Genomic DNA, 14,062 nt, shown 5'->3' with positions numbered 1-14,062 from the left:
GGTACTGAGGGGTTGGTGCTCCTACCTGTCGAACTCAACCACAGGGGGTCGGAGTTCCCCCGGTGCGGTTGGATGGCGCCCGTGAGCACGCAGCTGCAGGCCGTCGTCGGAGAGGTCGAGGGCCACCTCGCGGAGGCCGGCTGGGACCAGCCGCCCCAGCTGTTCGCCCTCGTCGAGACCGAGGCGCTGCTCGCCGCGGAGCCGCAGCTCGCCCAGTCGCTCGGCCTCGTCGCGAGCCGCCCCGGCCACCTGACCCCGATCGCGCAGGACCCGCTCGCCGACGGCCCGCTCGACGAGGCGCTCGCAGGCGTCGTCTTCGGCCCCGACGTGCTCGGGGTCGTGCTCGCCCACGAGGTCCTCGTGCTGCCTCCGACCGCGGAGGCAGCGCTCGCGGAGTCCGACGACCCGGCCGTCGTCGCGGCGTCCCACGAGGCCCGCCGCGAGGTCCGGATGTGCGTCGGGGTCGTCCGCGACGGCACCCGCGCCTGCGTGCTGCGGCTGCGCGGCCACGACGGTGCCGCCGACGAGCGGGTCGGGGGCGCCGACCTCGCGCCGGCCCTCGCCGACGCGCTGCTCGCCACGCTCGAGGACTGACAGCCGGGCCGCCACGCCCTCGGCGTACTCCCCTGCTGTCAGCGGGGCGGCTTCTTCGCGGGGGCCTTCTTCGCGGGGGCCTTCTTCGCAGGAGCAGCGGCGGGTACGACGGGGGGCGCGGGCTTGCGCACCGCCCGGCGGGTGGGCGCAGGCGGCGGCTGGTCGGTGACCGGCAGGTCGAGGGCGAACTCCGCGCCCTTGCCGGTGCTCGACACGACAGTGAGCGGGAAGCCGGCGTCGTCGGCCAGCCGGCGGACGAACGACAGCCCGAGGCCGAGGCCCCCGACGCGGCGGGTCGCCGAGCCGTCGACCTGCTCGAAGGACGTGAACAGCAGCGCCTGGTCGCGCTCGGCGATGCCCGGTCCGCTGTCCTTGACCGACACCCGCACGCTGCGGCCGTCGGGTGACATCGCGCCGACGAGAGCGATGGGGGTCCCGACGGGGGTGTACTTCACCGCGTTGTCGAGCAGCTCGTCGAGGGCCTTGGCGACCCAGGTCGGGTCCACCAGCACGTGCGGCAGGGAGCCGGCGACGCGCCGCCGCAGGTCACCGGCGCGCTCGGGCGCGCGACCCCTCCACGCCACCAGCCGCTCGTCCAGCAGCGCCCGCACCGCCACCGGCCGGGGCGAGACCTGGACCCGGCCGGCCTCGATGGACGCGACGTCGACGAGGAGGTCGACGACGCGGTTCATCTTGAGGCTCTCGGCGAGGATCGTCGCGGAGAAGGTCGCGACCTGCTCGGGGCGCAGAGCCGCCCCCCGGCTGACGAGGATGTCGGCGTAGCCCCGGATCGGGGTCAGCGGGGTGCGCAGCTCGTGACTGACGTTGGACAGGAACTCGGTCTTCATCCGCTCGACCTCGCGCTCGCGCGTCGTGTCGCGCAGGACGACGACGACGCCGTCGCCGGACTGCAGCGGGGTGATGGCGATGCGGACGGGCACGGTCGGCCCGCCGTCGACGGGGTGGACCTCGCCGGGGGCGTCGCGCAGCCGCAGGCGCGCGTCGGCGAGCTGCTCACCCGCGGGGTCGCGCACGTCGAGGACATCCACGAGCGAGCGGCCGAGCGCGGCCGCCTCGTCGGGGAGACCTGCCATCTCGACCGCGGCCCGGTTGACGCTCGTCACCGTGCCGGTCCCGTCCGTGGCGACCATCCCGTCGGACATCGACGCGAGCACCGTCGCGAGCCGGGCCGCGGAGTCGCGCAGGTCGTCGGTGAGCCGACCGAGGTTGCCGGTCATCGCGTCGAAGGTGCGCGACAGGGCCGCGACCTCGTCGTCGCCGGTCACCCCGGCGGTGGCGGCGAGGTCTCCGGCGCCGATGCGCTCGGCGGCGTCGGTGAGGCGGCGGACCGGGTCGACGGTGCGCCGACCGAGCACGACCGCGACGACACCGACGAGCGCGGTGGTCAGGAGGGCGGTGAGCATCAGGACCCGCAGCGCATCCCGCTGCGCTGCCAGCGACTCGTCGGCGCGACGCGACAGCGCCAGCACGCCGACCGGCTCCCCGTCGAAGCCCTGCAGCGGCACGAAGCGGACCGTCGGGCTCTTGCCCTCGGCCTGGACGGTCACGCCGTCGGTGTCTATGCCGGACGACAACCCGGTACGGGAGGCGATCGCCTCGAGCTGGTCGGCCTCGGCCCCGGACCGGTTGGACGCGACGACGTCGTCGCCGACGAGCAGGGACAGGCCGTAGCCGCCAGCATCGAAGTCGTCGGCGGCGTAGGCGTCACCGAGCCGCTGGCCGAAGACGAAGACCGACGCCGGCCGCACGTCGGCGCTGGCGCGCGTCTCGGGCACCAGCACCACGAGCGCGAGGGACGGCTGCGCGCCCGCCAGCCGGGTGAGCAGGGTCAGCGGTTGCAGGACCGCCTCGGGCCCGGTGGTCTCGAGCGCGAAACGGACCGCGCGGTCCTGCCCCAGTGAGAGGGTCTCCGCAGGGGTGAGCGGGCTCGACCCTCCGACGGCGGTGGCCTTGCGCGTGCGGTCGACGACGCCGGCGAAGGTGTCGCCGCGGTTGGAGAGGCTCGCCAAGATGCCGGTGACGTCGGCGGCTGACGCGCTGCGGGCGTAGGCAGCCTGGGCGACCCGCCCGACGGGGACGGCGCTCTCGCCGGTGGCGGTGAGGGCCTGCAGCCGGCCCTGGGCGGCCTGCTCGACGAGCGACGCGGCCTGCTCGTCGAAGCGCGAGGTGACGACGGTGCCGACGACGCCGACGGCCGCCGCCGCCATCGCCAGGACCCCGGCCAGGATCGCGGCGACGACCTTCGCGAGCAGCGAGGTGCGGGCCAGCACGACCAGTGCGGTGAGCACGAGCACCGCCCCGGCGCCGCGCAGCGCGGTGGCGGTGACGGCCTGCGACGGCCCGTCGTCGGCGATCGGGGCCACGACCGCCGCGGCCGCGGCGAGCGCGAGGCCGCCCCCGAGGGCAGCCCCGGCCTTGCCTCCGACCGCCCGCACGGCCGCCAGGGCGGCGGCCAGCGAGGCGCCGGCCGCGAGGACCGAGGGACCGGGGGCGGCACCCAGGGGTACGACGATTCCGGCCAGCGGGAGTGCTCCCAGGACCGGCGCGACGGGACGCTCCGCTGAACGAGCCGGTGAGGAGGGAAGCGCTCCGGCGTACAGCCCTGCACCGAGCAGCAGAGCGCCGGCGCAGCGGGCGAGCGCGAGGTCGTCGGACGCCGCCGAGCCGAAGCTCAGGCCGGTGCGGACCTCGACAGCGACGAGGACGACCGCACCGAGGGCGGCGAGCAGGGCGGGGACGCGGGAGCCGGGGGTGCGGCGGGTCAGCGCCAGCGCCGCGCAGGCGAGCCCGGCCCAGGCGGCGACGGCCAGCAACTGGACGGAGCCGAGCAGCGCGAAGGGGACGCCGGGCTCCATGCCGGGAGTCTAGGGACCACAGGCCCCCGCGACCGGCGAATCAGCAGCCTTCGGGCACGCCGCCGTCGCGCAGGACTCGCAGGCCGACGAGCGCGTCGCGCAGGGTCGCGGCCTTGATGAGGGTGAGGCCGTCGGGTGGGCTGGTCCTGGCCTCGGCGCAGTTGTCGGCCGGGACGAGGAAGACCGTCGCGCCCTTGCGCCGGGCCCCGACGAGCTTCTGGCTGATGCCGCCGATCGGGCCGACCTGGCCGTCGGCCGACATCTCGCCGGTGCCCGCGACGTGGCGACCGCCCGTGATGTCGACCTTGTCGAGCTTGTCGACGATGCCGAGGGCGAACATCAGGCCCGCGCTCGGGCCACCGACGTCCTTGAGGTTGATGTCGACGGTGATGTCGCGCACCGGCGTCGGCGTCGTGACGATGCCGATGACGGGGCGGGGCGCCGCGTCGGGGTTGGCAGGGTCCGTGGGAGAGGCCGAGGTCGTGATCGAGACCTCCTCCACCGCACCGGAGTCGCGGCGGAAGCCGATGCGCACCGTCTCACCCGGCTGGCGGGTGCCGATGAGCTCGCGCAGGCCGGGGCCGTCGAGGACCGGCTCACCGTCGACCTCGACGATGACGTCACCCGGCTGGAGCTTGCCCGTCGAAGGACCGGCGGGGACCTGGTCGACGGTGACGACCTCGGAGCGGATCTTCAGCACCCGCAGCGCGGCGGCCGTCGCGGTGTCCTGCGACTGCTGCATGGACTGCTGGTTGTCGGCTTCGACCTCTTCGTCGGTCTTGTCCGGGGGGTAGACGATCTCGCGCGGCAGCACGGCCTTGTCGCGGTCGAACCAGCCCCACAGCGCCGCGCCGAGGGTGAGCCGCTGCGAGACGCTCACGGTCGTGAGGTCGAGCTTGCCCGTGGTCGGGAAGGTCGGACGGCCGGTGATCTCGATGACGGGCTGGCCGCTTGCGGTGCCCTCCGCCCCGAGGGTGTCGAAGGTCGGGCCGGGCTCGAGGGCGACGTAGGGCACCGGCGTCACCGCCCCGCCGAGCGCGAGCGCCGCCGACAGGGCGGTGCCGAGCGAGAGGGTCAGGGCGCGCCGGGTCACCCTCGAAGCGTAGGCGAGCAGGCCCGGTCACGCCGCCGGCCGGCCTCCCTCGTCGGGTGGCCGGCCGGTCGGCGGTGCTGTGGGGCTGGGACGGGCTAGGAGAAGAAGCCGAGGCTCTTCGCGCCGTCGCCGCGGCCGTTGGCGGACGCGAGCTCGGGCTCATCGAGAGCGGGGACCGCCTCGAGCACGGGGGCGTCGACGACCGGCGCGTCGACCGCCGCGACCTCGACCAGAGCAGGCGCCTCGACGACAGCAGGCACCGGGGCCTCCTCCACGACGGGCTGCGCGGGGACGAGCGAAGCCGTGTCGACGGCGCCGGGCACCTCGACCTTGATGACGGTGCGGAACGCCAGCGGGACCTCGGCGAGGGCGTGCACGCTGACCTCGTTGATGCCCTCGACGTTGCGCAGGTGCTCGACGAGGCGCACTGCGTCCTCGAGGCTTCCGACACGACGGAACGCGGGAGTTCCGTCGTGGGCGGGGAAGAAGACGACGTGCTCCACGAGCGTGCCCCTCTGCTGATCCGGGTGGTGCGACGTGTTGGTCTTCGGCACGCCGTCACCCCTTCCTTGAGCCCTCGTTGTCCCTGACACCTGCCCTGGACCCCGGCCGGTGTCCTGTGCAGACTGAGAAGCGATCTGCCCGATGTGTCCCGCATGTCGGACAGGACTCGCTTCGAAGTTGTCGAACATTGGCGCGCGAGGTTCTCCCAGCACCTCCGTTACCTGGGTTAGTCGGCTATCCCAGCCCCCGACGGAAGAGGCACCATGTCCTCGATGCAGGACCTGCCAGGGCTCGCACCCCTCGCACCGGTCAGTCCCCCCGCAGACGCCCCGGCACGTCCGCGCCTGCGTGCCGTGCCCGACGTCCCGCTCGACTTCGACGACGCCGTGCGCACGCTCACCCCGCGCCTGGTCCGCTACGCGACCCGGCGCCTCGGTGACGTGCACGAGGCGGAGGAGGTCGTGCAGGAGGCGCTGCTGCGTGCCTACAAGCACCGCGCCGAGCTGCTCGCCGAGGACGACCTCGCCGCGTGGTCGACCTGCGTGACCGGGCGCCTGGTCATCGACCGGCTGCGGGTGCGTGGCCGGTCCACCTCCGTCGCCGAGGTCCCCGAGGGCACCCGCGTCGGTCGCGACACCGCCGACGTCGTCGTCGCCCGCGACGAGGCCCGCACCGCGCTCGACGCGCTCGACGCGATGCCGCCCCGCCAGGCCGCGGTCCTGTGGGCCCGCGAGGTCGAGGGTCTCGCCTACGACGAGATCGGCGCGCGCTTCGGCATGACCGAGCCGGCCGTCCGCTCGATCCTCACCCGCGCCCGCAAGGCCCTGCGCAAGGAGTACGCCGCCCGCGGTGGCACGCTCCCGGCCGGTGGGCTGGCCGCCATCGCCCCCTGGGCCGACGGCCTGGGCTGGCTGGAGCGCCTGCGCGGCGTCGTCGGCCGCGTCGCCGCCCCCGCCGCTCTCGGCGTCGTCACCACCGGCCTGCTGGCCGGTGGCCTGCTCACGCTCCCAAGCTTCGACAGCGTCACCCCAGCCCCGCCAGCCATGACGACCACCGTGGTGACCTCGCTGTCGCTCGACACCCCGGAGATGCTGCACGTTCCTCAGGGATCAGCCGTCCCGCTGCAGCCAGCGCTCACCCGCAAGCCCACAGCGACAGATTTGGCCGCCGGAAGCGAGCCTCCAGGAGCAAAGGTGGTGAGGACGGTAATGAACGCAACTGTGGGTTGCGATGTCCTGTTGTCAACACCCAAGGGCCTAGCCGGCATTGGCAGCGGTGACTGCGGTGGCGGGCGCACATCCACGACCTACGTCGACCTCACGCTTCCGCTCGTCGGCAAGGTCGGCATCACCAGCGACGAAGAGTGCCACCCCGTGTTCGGCAAGGCCCCCAACCCAGTGATCAAGTGCGAGAGCACGCCCGACGGAGGATCCCAGTGAAGCGCGCCATCATCACCGCCAGCGTTGCCAGCATCGCCCTTGTCGGCGCGTTCGCCGGTCAGTCGTCCGCAACGAGCGACAGTCAGAAGCGGATCTGTCTGTCGATGAGCTACGACCCGCAGAACCAGGGGACCGAGCCGCTGTGCGTCTGGATCCCGCTCGGCGAGTAGTCGCGGCAGAGGCAGCCGTCTTGTCGGTCGGGGCGCGCGTCGTACCGGGGGGTTCGGGCGCGCGCCTCGGCCGACACTGCTGTCCGGCCCCGGGCACAGGACAGCTGCCGACGAGCGAGCGTGACGCTTCCGCGGAAGCGTCAGTGCGAGGAGCGCTCGGTCGCCTTCGGCATCGGGCGGGGCGACGGGACGGGCGACGACATCGCCGAGCGGAACCGGTCGTACTCCTTCACGGAGTCGATCGCCTGCTCAGGGCCACGGGCCCGGGACGTCCAGTGCGCGTAGACGATCGCGCCGACGGTCGCCAGCGGCACTGGCAGGAGCCAGGCGAGCCAGGGGGCCATCAGTGCTCCTCGGGAGTGTCGGGCGCGCCCTCACTGTAGAGCGCAAACCGCCCGGAGTCTCGTAGGCATCAAGGTGACCCCACCCACTCCTCGTCACCGTCGGCGAAGAGCTGCCGCTTCCAGATCGGCACCTGGTCCTTGAGGTCGTCGATGAGCCGGCGGGCCGCCTCGAACGCCTGTCCGCGGTGCGCGGCCGACGCGGCCACCACGACCGCGACGTCACCGACGGCGAGCAGCCCGGTGCGGTGCACCGCCGCGAGGGCGATCACCGACAGGTCGGCCGCGACCGTCTCGGCCACGGCCAGCAGCGCGGCCTCGGCGCCGGGGTGCGCGGAGTACTCCAGCTCGGTCACCTCGCGCCCCCCGTCGGAAGACCGCACGACTCCGGTGAACGACACGACCCCGCCCGCGGCGTCGTCCGCCACGGCCGCGAGCACCTCGTCGACCGAGAGCGGGCTGTCACGCACGGCAGTCAGGCGTACGACGGGAGCGCTCACCCCCTGATCGTCCCCGACGAGCCGCGACCCGGCCGCACCCGGGTCAGTGGCCGCGGCGGCGGCGGCGGGCGGCGCGCACGAGCGCTGCCGTGCCGACCAGCGCCACCGTGGCGCCCGCGGCTGTATAAGCCCCGCCGCGCCCGTCAGCCGTGCGGCCCGCGAGGTGCCCGCGCAGCGCGGCGTCGTTGGTCCACTGCGGCTCCCAGCCGACCGCCTTCAGTGCCGTCGACGGGACCACGAGCGGCGCGAGCAGGTGGTCGAGCTCCCGCGGCGAGCCGGCGGAGACACCGAGGCGGTGCAGCCGCTCGGCCGTCGAGATCGCGACCGACGCGGGCAGCTCGAGCCGCCGCACGCCCGCGATCGACTCCACCTCCGACTGCGCCAGCCACCCGTCGCAGCCCACGGTCACGCCACCGGTGACGACGCCGCAGGCGGCCAGCTCGAGGGCCGCGACGAGGTCGTCGATGTGGCACAGCTGCCACAGCGGCTCCGTGCCCCGCACCGCGAGCAGCCGCGACGAGGACAGCTGGCGCAGGAGCGTCCCGTCGTACACCGGTCCGAGCCGTCCCCCGACGAGCGTCGCCGGGCGCAGGACCGTGACCTCCGGGCCGCCGCGCGCGGCCGCGAGCCGCTCGACCTCGACGTGGTCGCCGACGAGGGAGTCGTCGGGGAGCGCGAGCAGGGGCGCGTCCTCGGGCAGCGGCACAGGGTCGCCGGGCCGCGGGCCGTAGACCGCGGCGGAGGTCGTCAGCACGACCCGCTTCACCCCTGCGGTGCGGGCGGCGGCGAGCAGCAGCTCGGTCCCGCGCACGTTCTGCGCACGCCGGGCGTCAGGGTCGGTGGTCACGTCGTACGACGTGGCGAGATGCACCACGGTCGTGACGCCGGTCAGTCGCGACGCGAGCAGCGGGTCGCGGACCTCGGCGGCGCGCCAGACGACACCGTCGACGCGCGCGGTCGCGGTGTCGAGGCCGATCAGTCCCCCGACGTCGTCACGGTCGGCGAGCCGCTCGACGAGCAACCGGCCGAGCCCGGACGCCGCACCTGTGACCGCGACGACCGGTGGAGCCTGCCGCCTGAGCCTCATCCGCGCGGCGGGGTTACCGTGACCCGCATGAGCGACCGCACCTCCGCCAGCGCTGCGGGGCGACGGTGACCCGTCCCCCGTTCGGGTTCGGGCCGTCCGACCGCCCCGAAGATCCCGAGGGTAGCGATCCGTTCGGGCTTTCGGGCATGTTCGGCGGCGCACTGGGACCGGACCTGTTCTCCGGGCTGCAGAAGTTGCTGTCGTGGCAGGGCGGACCGGTCAACTGGGACCTCGCCACCCAGGTCGCCACGACTGCCGCGGGCACTGACGACCCTGCCGTCACCGACGCGGACCGGGCCGCGGTCGTGGAAGCCGTCCGCTTGGCCGACCACTGGCTCGACCCCGTCACGACGCTGCCCGCCTCGTCGGGCGACGCCCGCACCTGGACCCGGTTGCAGTGGGTCGAGCAGACGCTGCCCGCGTGGAAGCAGCTCGTCGAGCCGGTCGCCAGCCGCGTCGTGGCCGCGATGGGCGGTGCGCTCGAGAAGGGCATGCAGGGCCTCATGGGCGGCGGCGCGATCCCCGGGCTGCCCGAGGGCATCGGCCCCGAGATGATCGCCGGGATGCTCGGCGGCGGCCAGATGAAGCAGATGATGGACCAGGTCGGCGGCCTGGTCTTCGGCGCGCAGGTCGGCCAGGCGCTCGGGGCGCTCGCCGGCGAGGTCCTCGGCGCGACCGAGATCGGGCTCCCCCTGTCCGACGGCGCCGCGCTGCTGCCGGCCAACGTCGCCGCCTTCACCGACGGCCTCGAGGTCGACGCCGGCGAGGTGCGTCTCTACCTCGCGCTGCGCGAGGCCGCCCACCAGCGGCTGTTCGCCCACGTGCCGTGGCTGCGGGCGCACCTCTACGACGCCGTCGACGCCTACGCCCGCGGCATCGAGGTCGACCCGGCCGCGATCGACCAGGCCATCTCCTCCATCGACCCCTCCGACATGGAGTCGCTGCAGAGCGCGCTGTCGCAGGGCGTCTTCGAGATGAAGCCGACCCCGTCTCAGCAGGCCGCGCTCGACCGGCTCGAGACCGCCCTCGCCCTCGTCGAGGGCTGGGTCGACGCGGTCGTGGAGGCCGCCGCCGCCGAGCGGCTGCCGTCCTCGGTGGCCCTGCGCGAGACCGTACGTCGCAGGCGTGCCAGCGGCGGACCCGCCGAGCAGACGTTCGCCACCCTGGTGGGGCTGCAGCTGCGGCCGCGCCGGCTGCGCGAGGCGGCGTCGCTGTGGGCCGCTGTCGCGCAGGCCAAGGGGATCGAGGGCCGCGACGCCCTGTGGGAGCACCCCGACCTGCTGCCCGGCCCGACCGACCTCGAGGACGTGCTCGGCTTCCTCGACCGCACGGGCGCCACTCCCGACGAGTCCGGCACCGACTGGGATGCCGCCCTGCGCGACCTCGCCGACGGCGACCCGGACAGTGACGCCGCCGACCCGGACAGCGACCCCGACGCCGACGGGACCTGACTCCGGCGTCAGCGCGACGGGTCGTCAACGTGTCGTCGGGCAGGCGCGGCCGCGCTGCCGGGCTCAGGTGCCGGAGAGGTCCAGCCCGGCGGTCGCGGCGACGCCCTCGAGGTAGCCACGGGCGCGCTCGGCTCTCGGGTAGCGGGCGACGAGCTCCCAGAACGGCGCGTCGTGCCCCGGCTCGAGCAGGTGCACGAGCTCGTGGACGAGCACGTAGTCCACGACCCAGTCCGGCATCCCGCGCAGCCGGGTCGACAGCCGGATCGTGCCGTCGGCCGGCGTGCAGGAACCCCACCGACCGCCCTGCCGCTCGCTCCACGTGACGCTCACCGGCCGCGCCCGCCCGTCGAGGTAGCGGTGCGACAGCCGCTCCGCCCGGGCGGCGAGACCCGCGTCGTCCGGGCGTCGGCGGGCGTCCTGGCGCGCCAGCCGGTCGACCATCTCGGTGACCCAGCGGTCCTCGTCGGCCTTCGACATCCGCGCGGGCAGCAGCACGACGGTCCGCCCGTCCTGCCGGTAGGCGCTCACCGTGGCCCTGCGCCGGGCGCTGCGCACGACCTCGACACCGTCGGGCCGGGTGACGCGCACGGGGGGCACGAGACGCACGGTAGGTGCCGCCCGACGCCCGGTCCAGCACCGTTGCGTGACGGTGGACACGCGTCGCACCCGGGCAGCGAGGGCAGCGAGACGGGCCTGTGCCGCTACCGGGTCGAACTTTCTTCTGTCCACAGGCAGTGGACGGCGTTCCTGCAGGTCAGGGGTATCAGGCATGCGTTGTCCACATGGCCGTCCCCAGGGGTGGACCGGGACTGTCCACAGAGACACGCCTTCCGACCCACACCCCGTCCCCAGCACTGTCCACAGGGTGGGGTGAGGGGCCGTTGACGACCGAACGACAGCACGCCTAGCGTCTCGCAGCACGGAGCCCCCGGTGCTCCGGGACCGGTCGCAAGGGGAAGGCGACCAGTCTCGGAGCCCGGGGGCTCCGTGACGCAGCAGGGTCGTTCGAGCAGTCGCGTCGAGCAGTACGACGGACTGCCGTGGGCCGGCCGGTCAGGCCGGGACGCGGACCTGCTTCTGACGCACCGGGGTCGCCGAGACCCACGCGGTGCCGGAGTAGCCGAGCTGCTGAGCCGCGGCCTTCGACAGGTCGAGCACCCGGCCCCCGGCGTACGGGCCACGGTCGTTGATGCGCACGACGACGCAGCGCTCGCCACGGCAGACCTTCAGCCGGGTGCCGAAGGGCAGCGTCTTGTGGGCTGCGGTCATGGCGTACATGTCGTAGCGCTCACCGTTGGCGGTGGTGCGCCCCTGGAAGCCCGGGCCGTACCAGCTCGCCTCGCCGCGGAACGCGGGACCGACGGCAACGCTGCGCCAGACCAGCTTGGTGGCGCGCGGTGGCGTGCGAGCGGCGCCTCGGGAGGCGCGCTGCGGGGTCGCGGCGGGCGCCGCGACGACGCGCGGCGGCAGCTCGGACAACGCGCTGACGCTGGCGTCCTCGACGCTCTGCTCGGCGCTGGCGGCACCGCTCGGGACCAGCGAGGTCCCCAGAGCCGCGATGAGCGCGGTGGCCGCCGTCGTCGCGACCACGGGAAGGGTGTGGGCCGGGAGGCGACCGACGAGGCGGCGGGCCACACGACCGGCGGGGTGGCTGGCGCGAGGACGGCTGGCGGCGGGACGGGGCGTGCTGCTGGGCCTGCGGTTCGTCATGCGAGTGGTCGCTGTCCGGCTCCGCCCTGGGGCAGTGCTCCTGCCGCACCGCGGGTCGCGGGCCGGCCAGGGTCCGTACGGCGCCGAGGTGCCCGGTGGGGGCTCTCGACGGCTCGGCCGCAGGTGCTGGGCGGCGCGGGCGACGGACGGACGGGGGACCTCACCTCCGGGGTGTCTGCGTGCACGGGGCCTACCCGCGGCACGTTCGTGATCACCACGCTAGGTCGCCGTGCTTGCTCTGGCTAGCAGTTGTGACGCGCGCAGCAAGCGGTCTGCAAGCAGTCCGTCCACGTTCTTGCAGGTCAGCGGCCCGCGTGCGGATCATGCTGAGAGCCTTGTCACAGGCGCAGCAGCCGCCCTGACGCCCGATCTGCATGATCGACAGGCGGCCTGCACGCGACTCGCCGACGCGTCCCGTGCAGATGTCCTGATGATCACCGGCAGGGGCTGCGGCGAGGGCGGGGCCGCGGCGGCCGGGTAGCGCGTCGGCGCGGTGTGGAGGGCGTGGAGGGCCGCGGAACCGAATCACCCGTTCGTGTGGCGACATCGGTGCTGCGGGATCCCGACACCTCTAGGGCAGACCTCTCAGACAGGACGTCACATGACCCCGACCACCCGCACGAGCGAGCGCTCACCCCGCAGCGCCCTGCTCGCCGTGGCGCTCGCTGGCGCCATGGCCCTGCCCTTGGCGCCACCCGTGGCCGGGAGCACGACCGACGCGGCCCCGCTGGCGCGCGTCGTCGTCACCAGCGCGACGGAGAGCGTCTCCACGGTCGCCCGTGCGGTCGTCGCGGCCGGCGGCCGGGTGCTCGACCGGCTGCCGCTCGTGGGCGGTGTCTCGGCCGAGCTGCCCGCAGGCGGGGTCCTGGCCCCGGCGTACCTCGTCGTGCCGGACCGCGCGCTCACCCTCGCCGGGACCGCGTCGACCGACCCCGTCTCCACCGTCCGCCAGACCCTCGGCCTCGAGGGCACCGGGAGCGAGGGCGAGGGCGAGGGCGTCACCGTCGCCGTCGTCGACACCGGCGTCGCCGACCACCCTGACCTCGCCGGCCGGCTGAGCCACGTCGACGTCACGGGTGAGGGTGCCGGGGACGGCTACGGCCACGGGACCTTCATCGCCGGGCTCGTCGCCGGCAGCGGCGCGTCCAGCGGCGGTGCCTACGCCGGTGTGGCCCCGGGTGCCGACGTCCTCGACGTCAAGGTCGGCCGCGCGGACGGCTCCACCGACCTCGTGACCGTCCTGCGCGGTCTGCAGGCCGCAGCGCGCGCCGACGTCGACGTGCTCAACCTGTCGCTGTCGTCGGGCAGCCCGCTGCCCTACCAGCTCGACCCGCTCAACCGGGCGCTGCAGGCGCTGTGGGAGCGCGGCGTGGTCGTCGTCGTCCCGAGCGGCAACGTCGGCACCGAGGTCAGCGCCCCCGGCAACGACCCGCTCCTGCTCACGGTCGGCGGCCTCGACGAGTCCGGCACGGCCGCCCGTGACGACGACGCGGTCGCGAGCTGGTCCGGTCGCGGCCCGACCGACCAGGGCGTCGCGAAGCCCGACCTCGTCGCTCCCGGCGCCTCCGTGGTGTCACTGCGCGCCACCGGCTCGGTCGTCGACGCCGCCAACGCCTCGGCGCGCGTCGGCACCAGCTACTTCAAGGGCTCCGGCACGTCGTTCGCGACGGCGGTCACCTCGGGCGCGGTCGCCGCGCTGCTCGCCGAGCGCCGCCTCACCCCCGACCAGGTCAAGGCGGTCGTGGTCGACAGCGCGTACGACGCAGCCGGTCTGCGCAACGCCGACGCCGCCGGCGCGGGCGGTCTCGACGTCGCCGCCGCCCTGCGCCAGAAGGCCCCGTCGGTCGGCAAGGCCGCGAAGCGCAACGGTGCCGACGACCACCTCGGCGCGGTCCCCGGCAGCCCCCGCGCCTGGGCCCTGCTCATGCAGGCGCTGGCCTCCGGCGACCAGGCCGGTGCCGCCAGCTCCTGGGGCGCGCTGTCCCCCGCCGCCCGCAACTGGGCCGCCCGCAACTGGGCCGGTCTCGACGACGCCACCCGCGAGTGGGCCGCCCGCAACTGGGCCACGAGCGACCTGGCCGGCTGGGGCGAGGAGTGGGCGGCGCGCAACTGGGCCGCCCGCAACTGGGCCGCGAGCAGCTGGGCCGCGAGCAGTTGGGGCGCACGCAACTGGTCGGCACGCAACTGGTCGGCACGCAACTGGGCCGACGCCTGGGACGCCCGCAACTGGAGCGACGAGGAGTGGGCCGCCCGCAACTGGAGCGCCCGCAACTGGAGCGACGAGGAGTGGGCCGCCC

13 protein-coding genes are annotated in these 14,062 nt (G+C 74.6%); 5 read left to right on the top strand and 8 right to left on the bottom strand.

The genetic code is table 11. The annotated features are described in order from the left end of the window. Positions 1–81: 81 nt before the first annotated feature. Positions 82–594 (top strand): PPA1309 family protein, encoded by a 513-nt coding sequence (locus Q8R60_14670; protein ID MDP3713716.1) that lies wholly within the window; start codon positions 82–84, stop codon positions 592–594. A gap of 38 nt (positions 595–632) precedes the next feature. Here Q8R60_14670 and Q8R60_14665 read toward each other — a convergent pair whose 3' ends face one another. From Q8R60_14665 to Q8R60_14655, 3 genes are all read right to left on the bottom strand, one after another. After that, entirely contained in the window at positions 633–3,470 is a 2,838-nt protein-coding gene (locus Q8R60_14665; GenBank protein ID MDP3713715.1) for an ATP-binding protein, read from the bottom strand. A gap of 40 nt (positions 3,471–3,510) precedes the next feature. Continuing rightward, positions 3,511–4,563 carry a PDZ domain-containing protein gene (locus tag Q8R60_14660; protein ID MDP3713714.1) on the bottom strand — a complete coding sequence of 351 codons (1,053 nt, stop codon included), beginning with the start codon at positions 4,561–4,563 and terminating at the stop codon, positions 3,511–3,513. A gap of 95 nt (positions 4,564–4,658) precedes the next feature. Beyond that, positions 4,659–5,117: a hypothetical protein gene (locus Q8R60_14655; protein ID MDP3713713.1), complete on the bottom strand. Its 459-nt coding sequence runs from the start codon at positions 5,115–5,117 to the stop codon at positions 4,659–4,661. A 303-nt stretch (positions 5,118–5,420) separates the two neighbouring features. Here Q8R60_14655 and Q8R60_14650 point away from each other — a divergent pair, with 303 nt between their 5' ends. Next, a complete protein-coding gene (locus Q8R60_14650) occupies positions 5,421–6,506 on the top strand; it encodes an RNA polymerase sigma factor (GenBank protein MDP3713712.1) in 1,086 nt (361 codons plus the stop codon). After that, positions 6,503–6,676 (top strand): hypothetical protein, encoded by a 174-nt coding sequence (locus tag Q8R60_14645; protein MDP3713711.1) that lies wholly within the window; start codon positions 6,503–6,505, stop codon positions 6,674–6,676. The genes Q8R60_14650 and Q8R60_14645 overlap by 4 nt, the downstream gene beginning before the upstream one ends. 140 nt (positions 6,677–6,816) lie before the next feature. Here the strand turns inward: Q8R60_14645 and Q8R60_14640 are convergent, their stop codons facing one another. The 3 genes from Q8R60_14640 to Q8R60_14630 all read right to left on the bottom strand — a co-directional run bounded on the left by Q8R60_14640 (position 6,817) and on the right by Q8R60_14630 (position 8,604). Then, on the bottom strand, positions 6,817–7,020 hold the full coding sequence (locus Q8R60_14640) for a hypothetical protein (GenBank protein MDP3713710.1): 204 nt from the start codon (positions 7,018–7,020) through the stop codon (positions 6,817–6,819). Between the two features lie 68 nt (positions 7,021–7,088). Further along, positions 7,089–7,517, bottom strand: coding sequence for a molybdenum cofactor biosynthesis protein MoaE (locus Q8R60_14635; protein ID MDP3713709.1), 429 nt, complete (start codon positions 7,515–7,517; stop codon positions 7,089–7,091). Positions 7,518–7,560: 43 nt separating this feature from the next. Continuing rightward, positions 7,561–8,604, bottom strand: a complete 1,044-nt coding sequence (locus Q8R60_14630; protein MDP3713708.1) for an NAD-dependent epimerase/dehydratase family protein — start codon at positions 8,602–8,604, stop codon at positions 7,561–7,563. Positions 8,605–8,750: 146 nt separating this feature from the next. On the opposite strand from Q8R60_14630, the gene Q8R60_14625 reads away from it, so the two are divergent. After that, the gene (locus Q8R60_14625) at positions 8,751–10,055 is read left to right on the top strand and encodes a zinc-dependent metalloprotease (GenBank protein ID MDP3713707.1); all 1,305 of its coding nucleotides are present in this window, start codon (positions 8,751–8,753) and stop codon (positions 10,053–10,055) included. A gap of 63 nt (positions 10,056–10,118) precedes the next feature. Here the strand turns inward: Q8R60_14625 and Q8R60_14620 are convergent, their stop codons facing one another. Continuing rightward, a complete protein-coding gene (locus Q8R60_14620) occupies positions 10,119–10,652 on the bottom strand; it encodes a M48 family metallopeptidase (protein ID MDP3713706.1) in 534 nt (177 codons plus the stop codon). A gap of 456 nt (positions 10,653–11,108) precedes the next feature. After that, positions 11,109–11,645: a septal ring lytic transglycosylase RlpA family protein gene (locus tag Q8R60_14615; protein ID MDP3713705.1), complete on the bottom strand. Its 537-nt coding sequence runs from the start codon at positions 11,643–11,645 to the stop codon at positions 11,109–11,111. Between the two features lie 721 nt (positions 11,646–12,366). Here Q8R60_14615 and Q8R60_14610 point away from each other — a divergent pair. Then, the coding region (locus Q8R60_14610) for a S8 family serine peptidase (protein MDP3713704.1) at positions 12,367–14,062 on the top strand (1,696 nt) is incomplete at its 3' end.

Source organism: Mycobacteriales bacterium, assembly GCA_030697205.1.
Lineage (GTDB): Bacteria > Actinomycetota > Actinomycetes > Mycobacteriales > SCTD01 > JAUYQP01.
The sequence above is the reverse complement of the archived record's forward strand: the minus strand, read 5'-3'. Positions and strand labels throughout refer to the sequence as shown.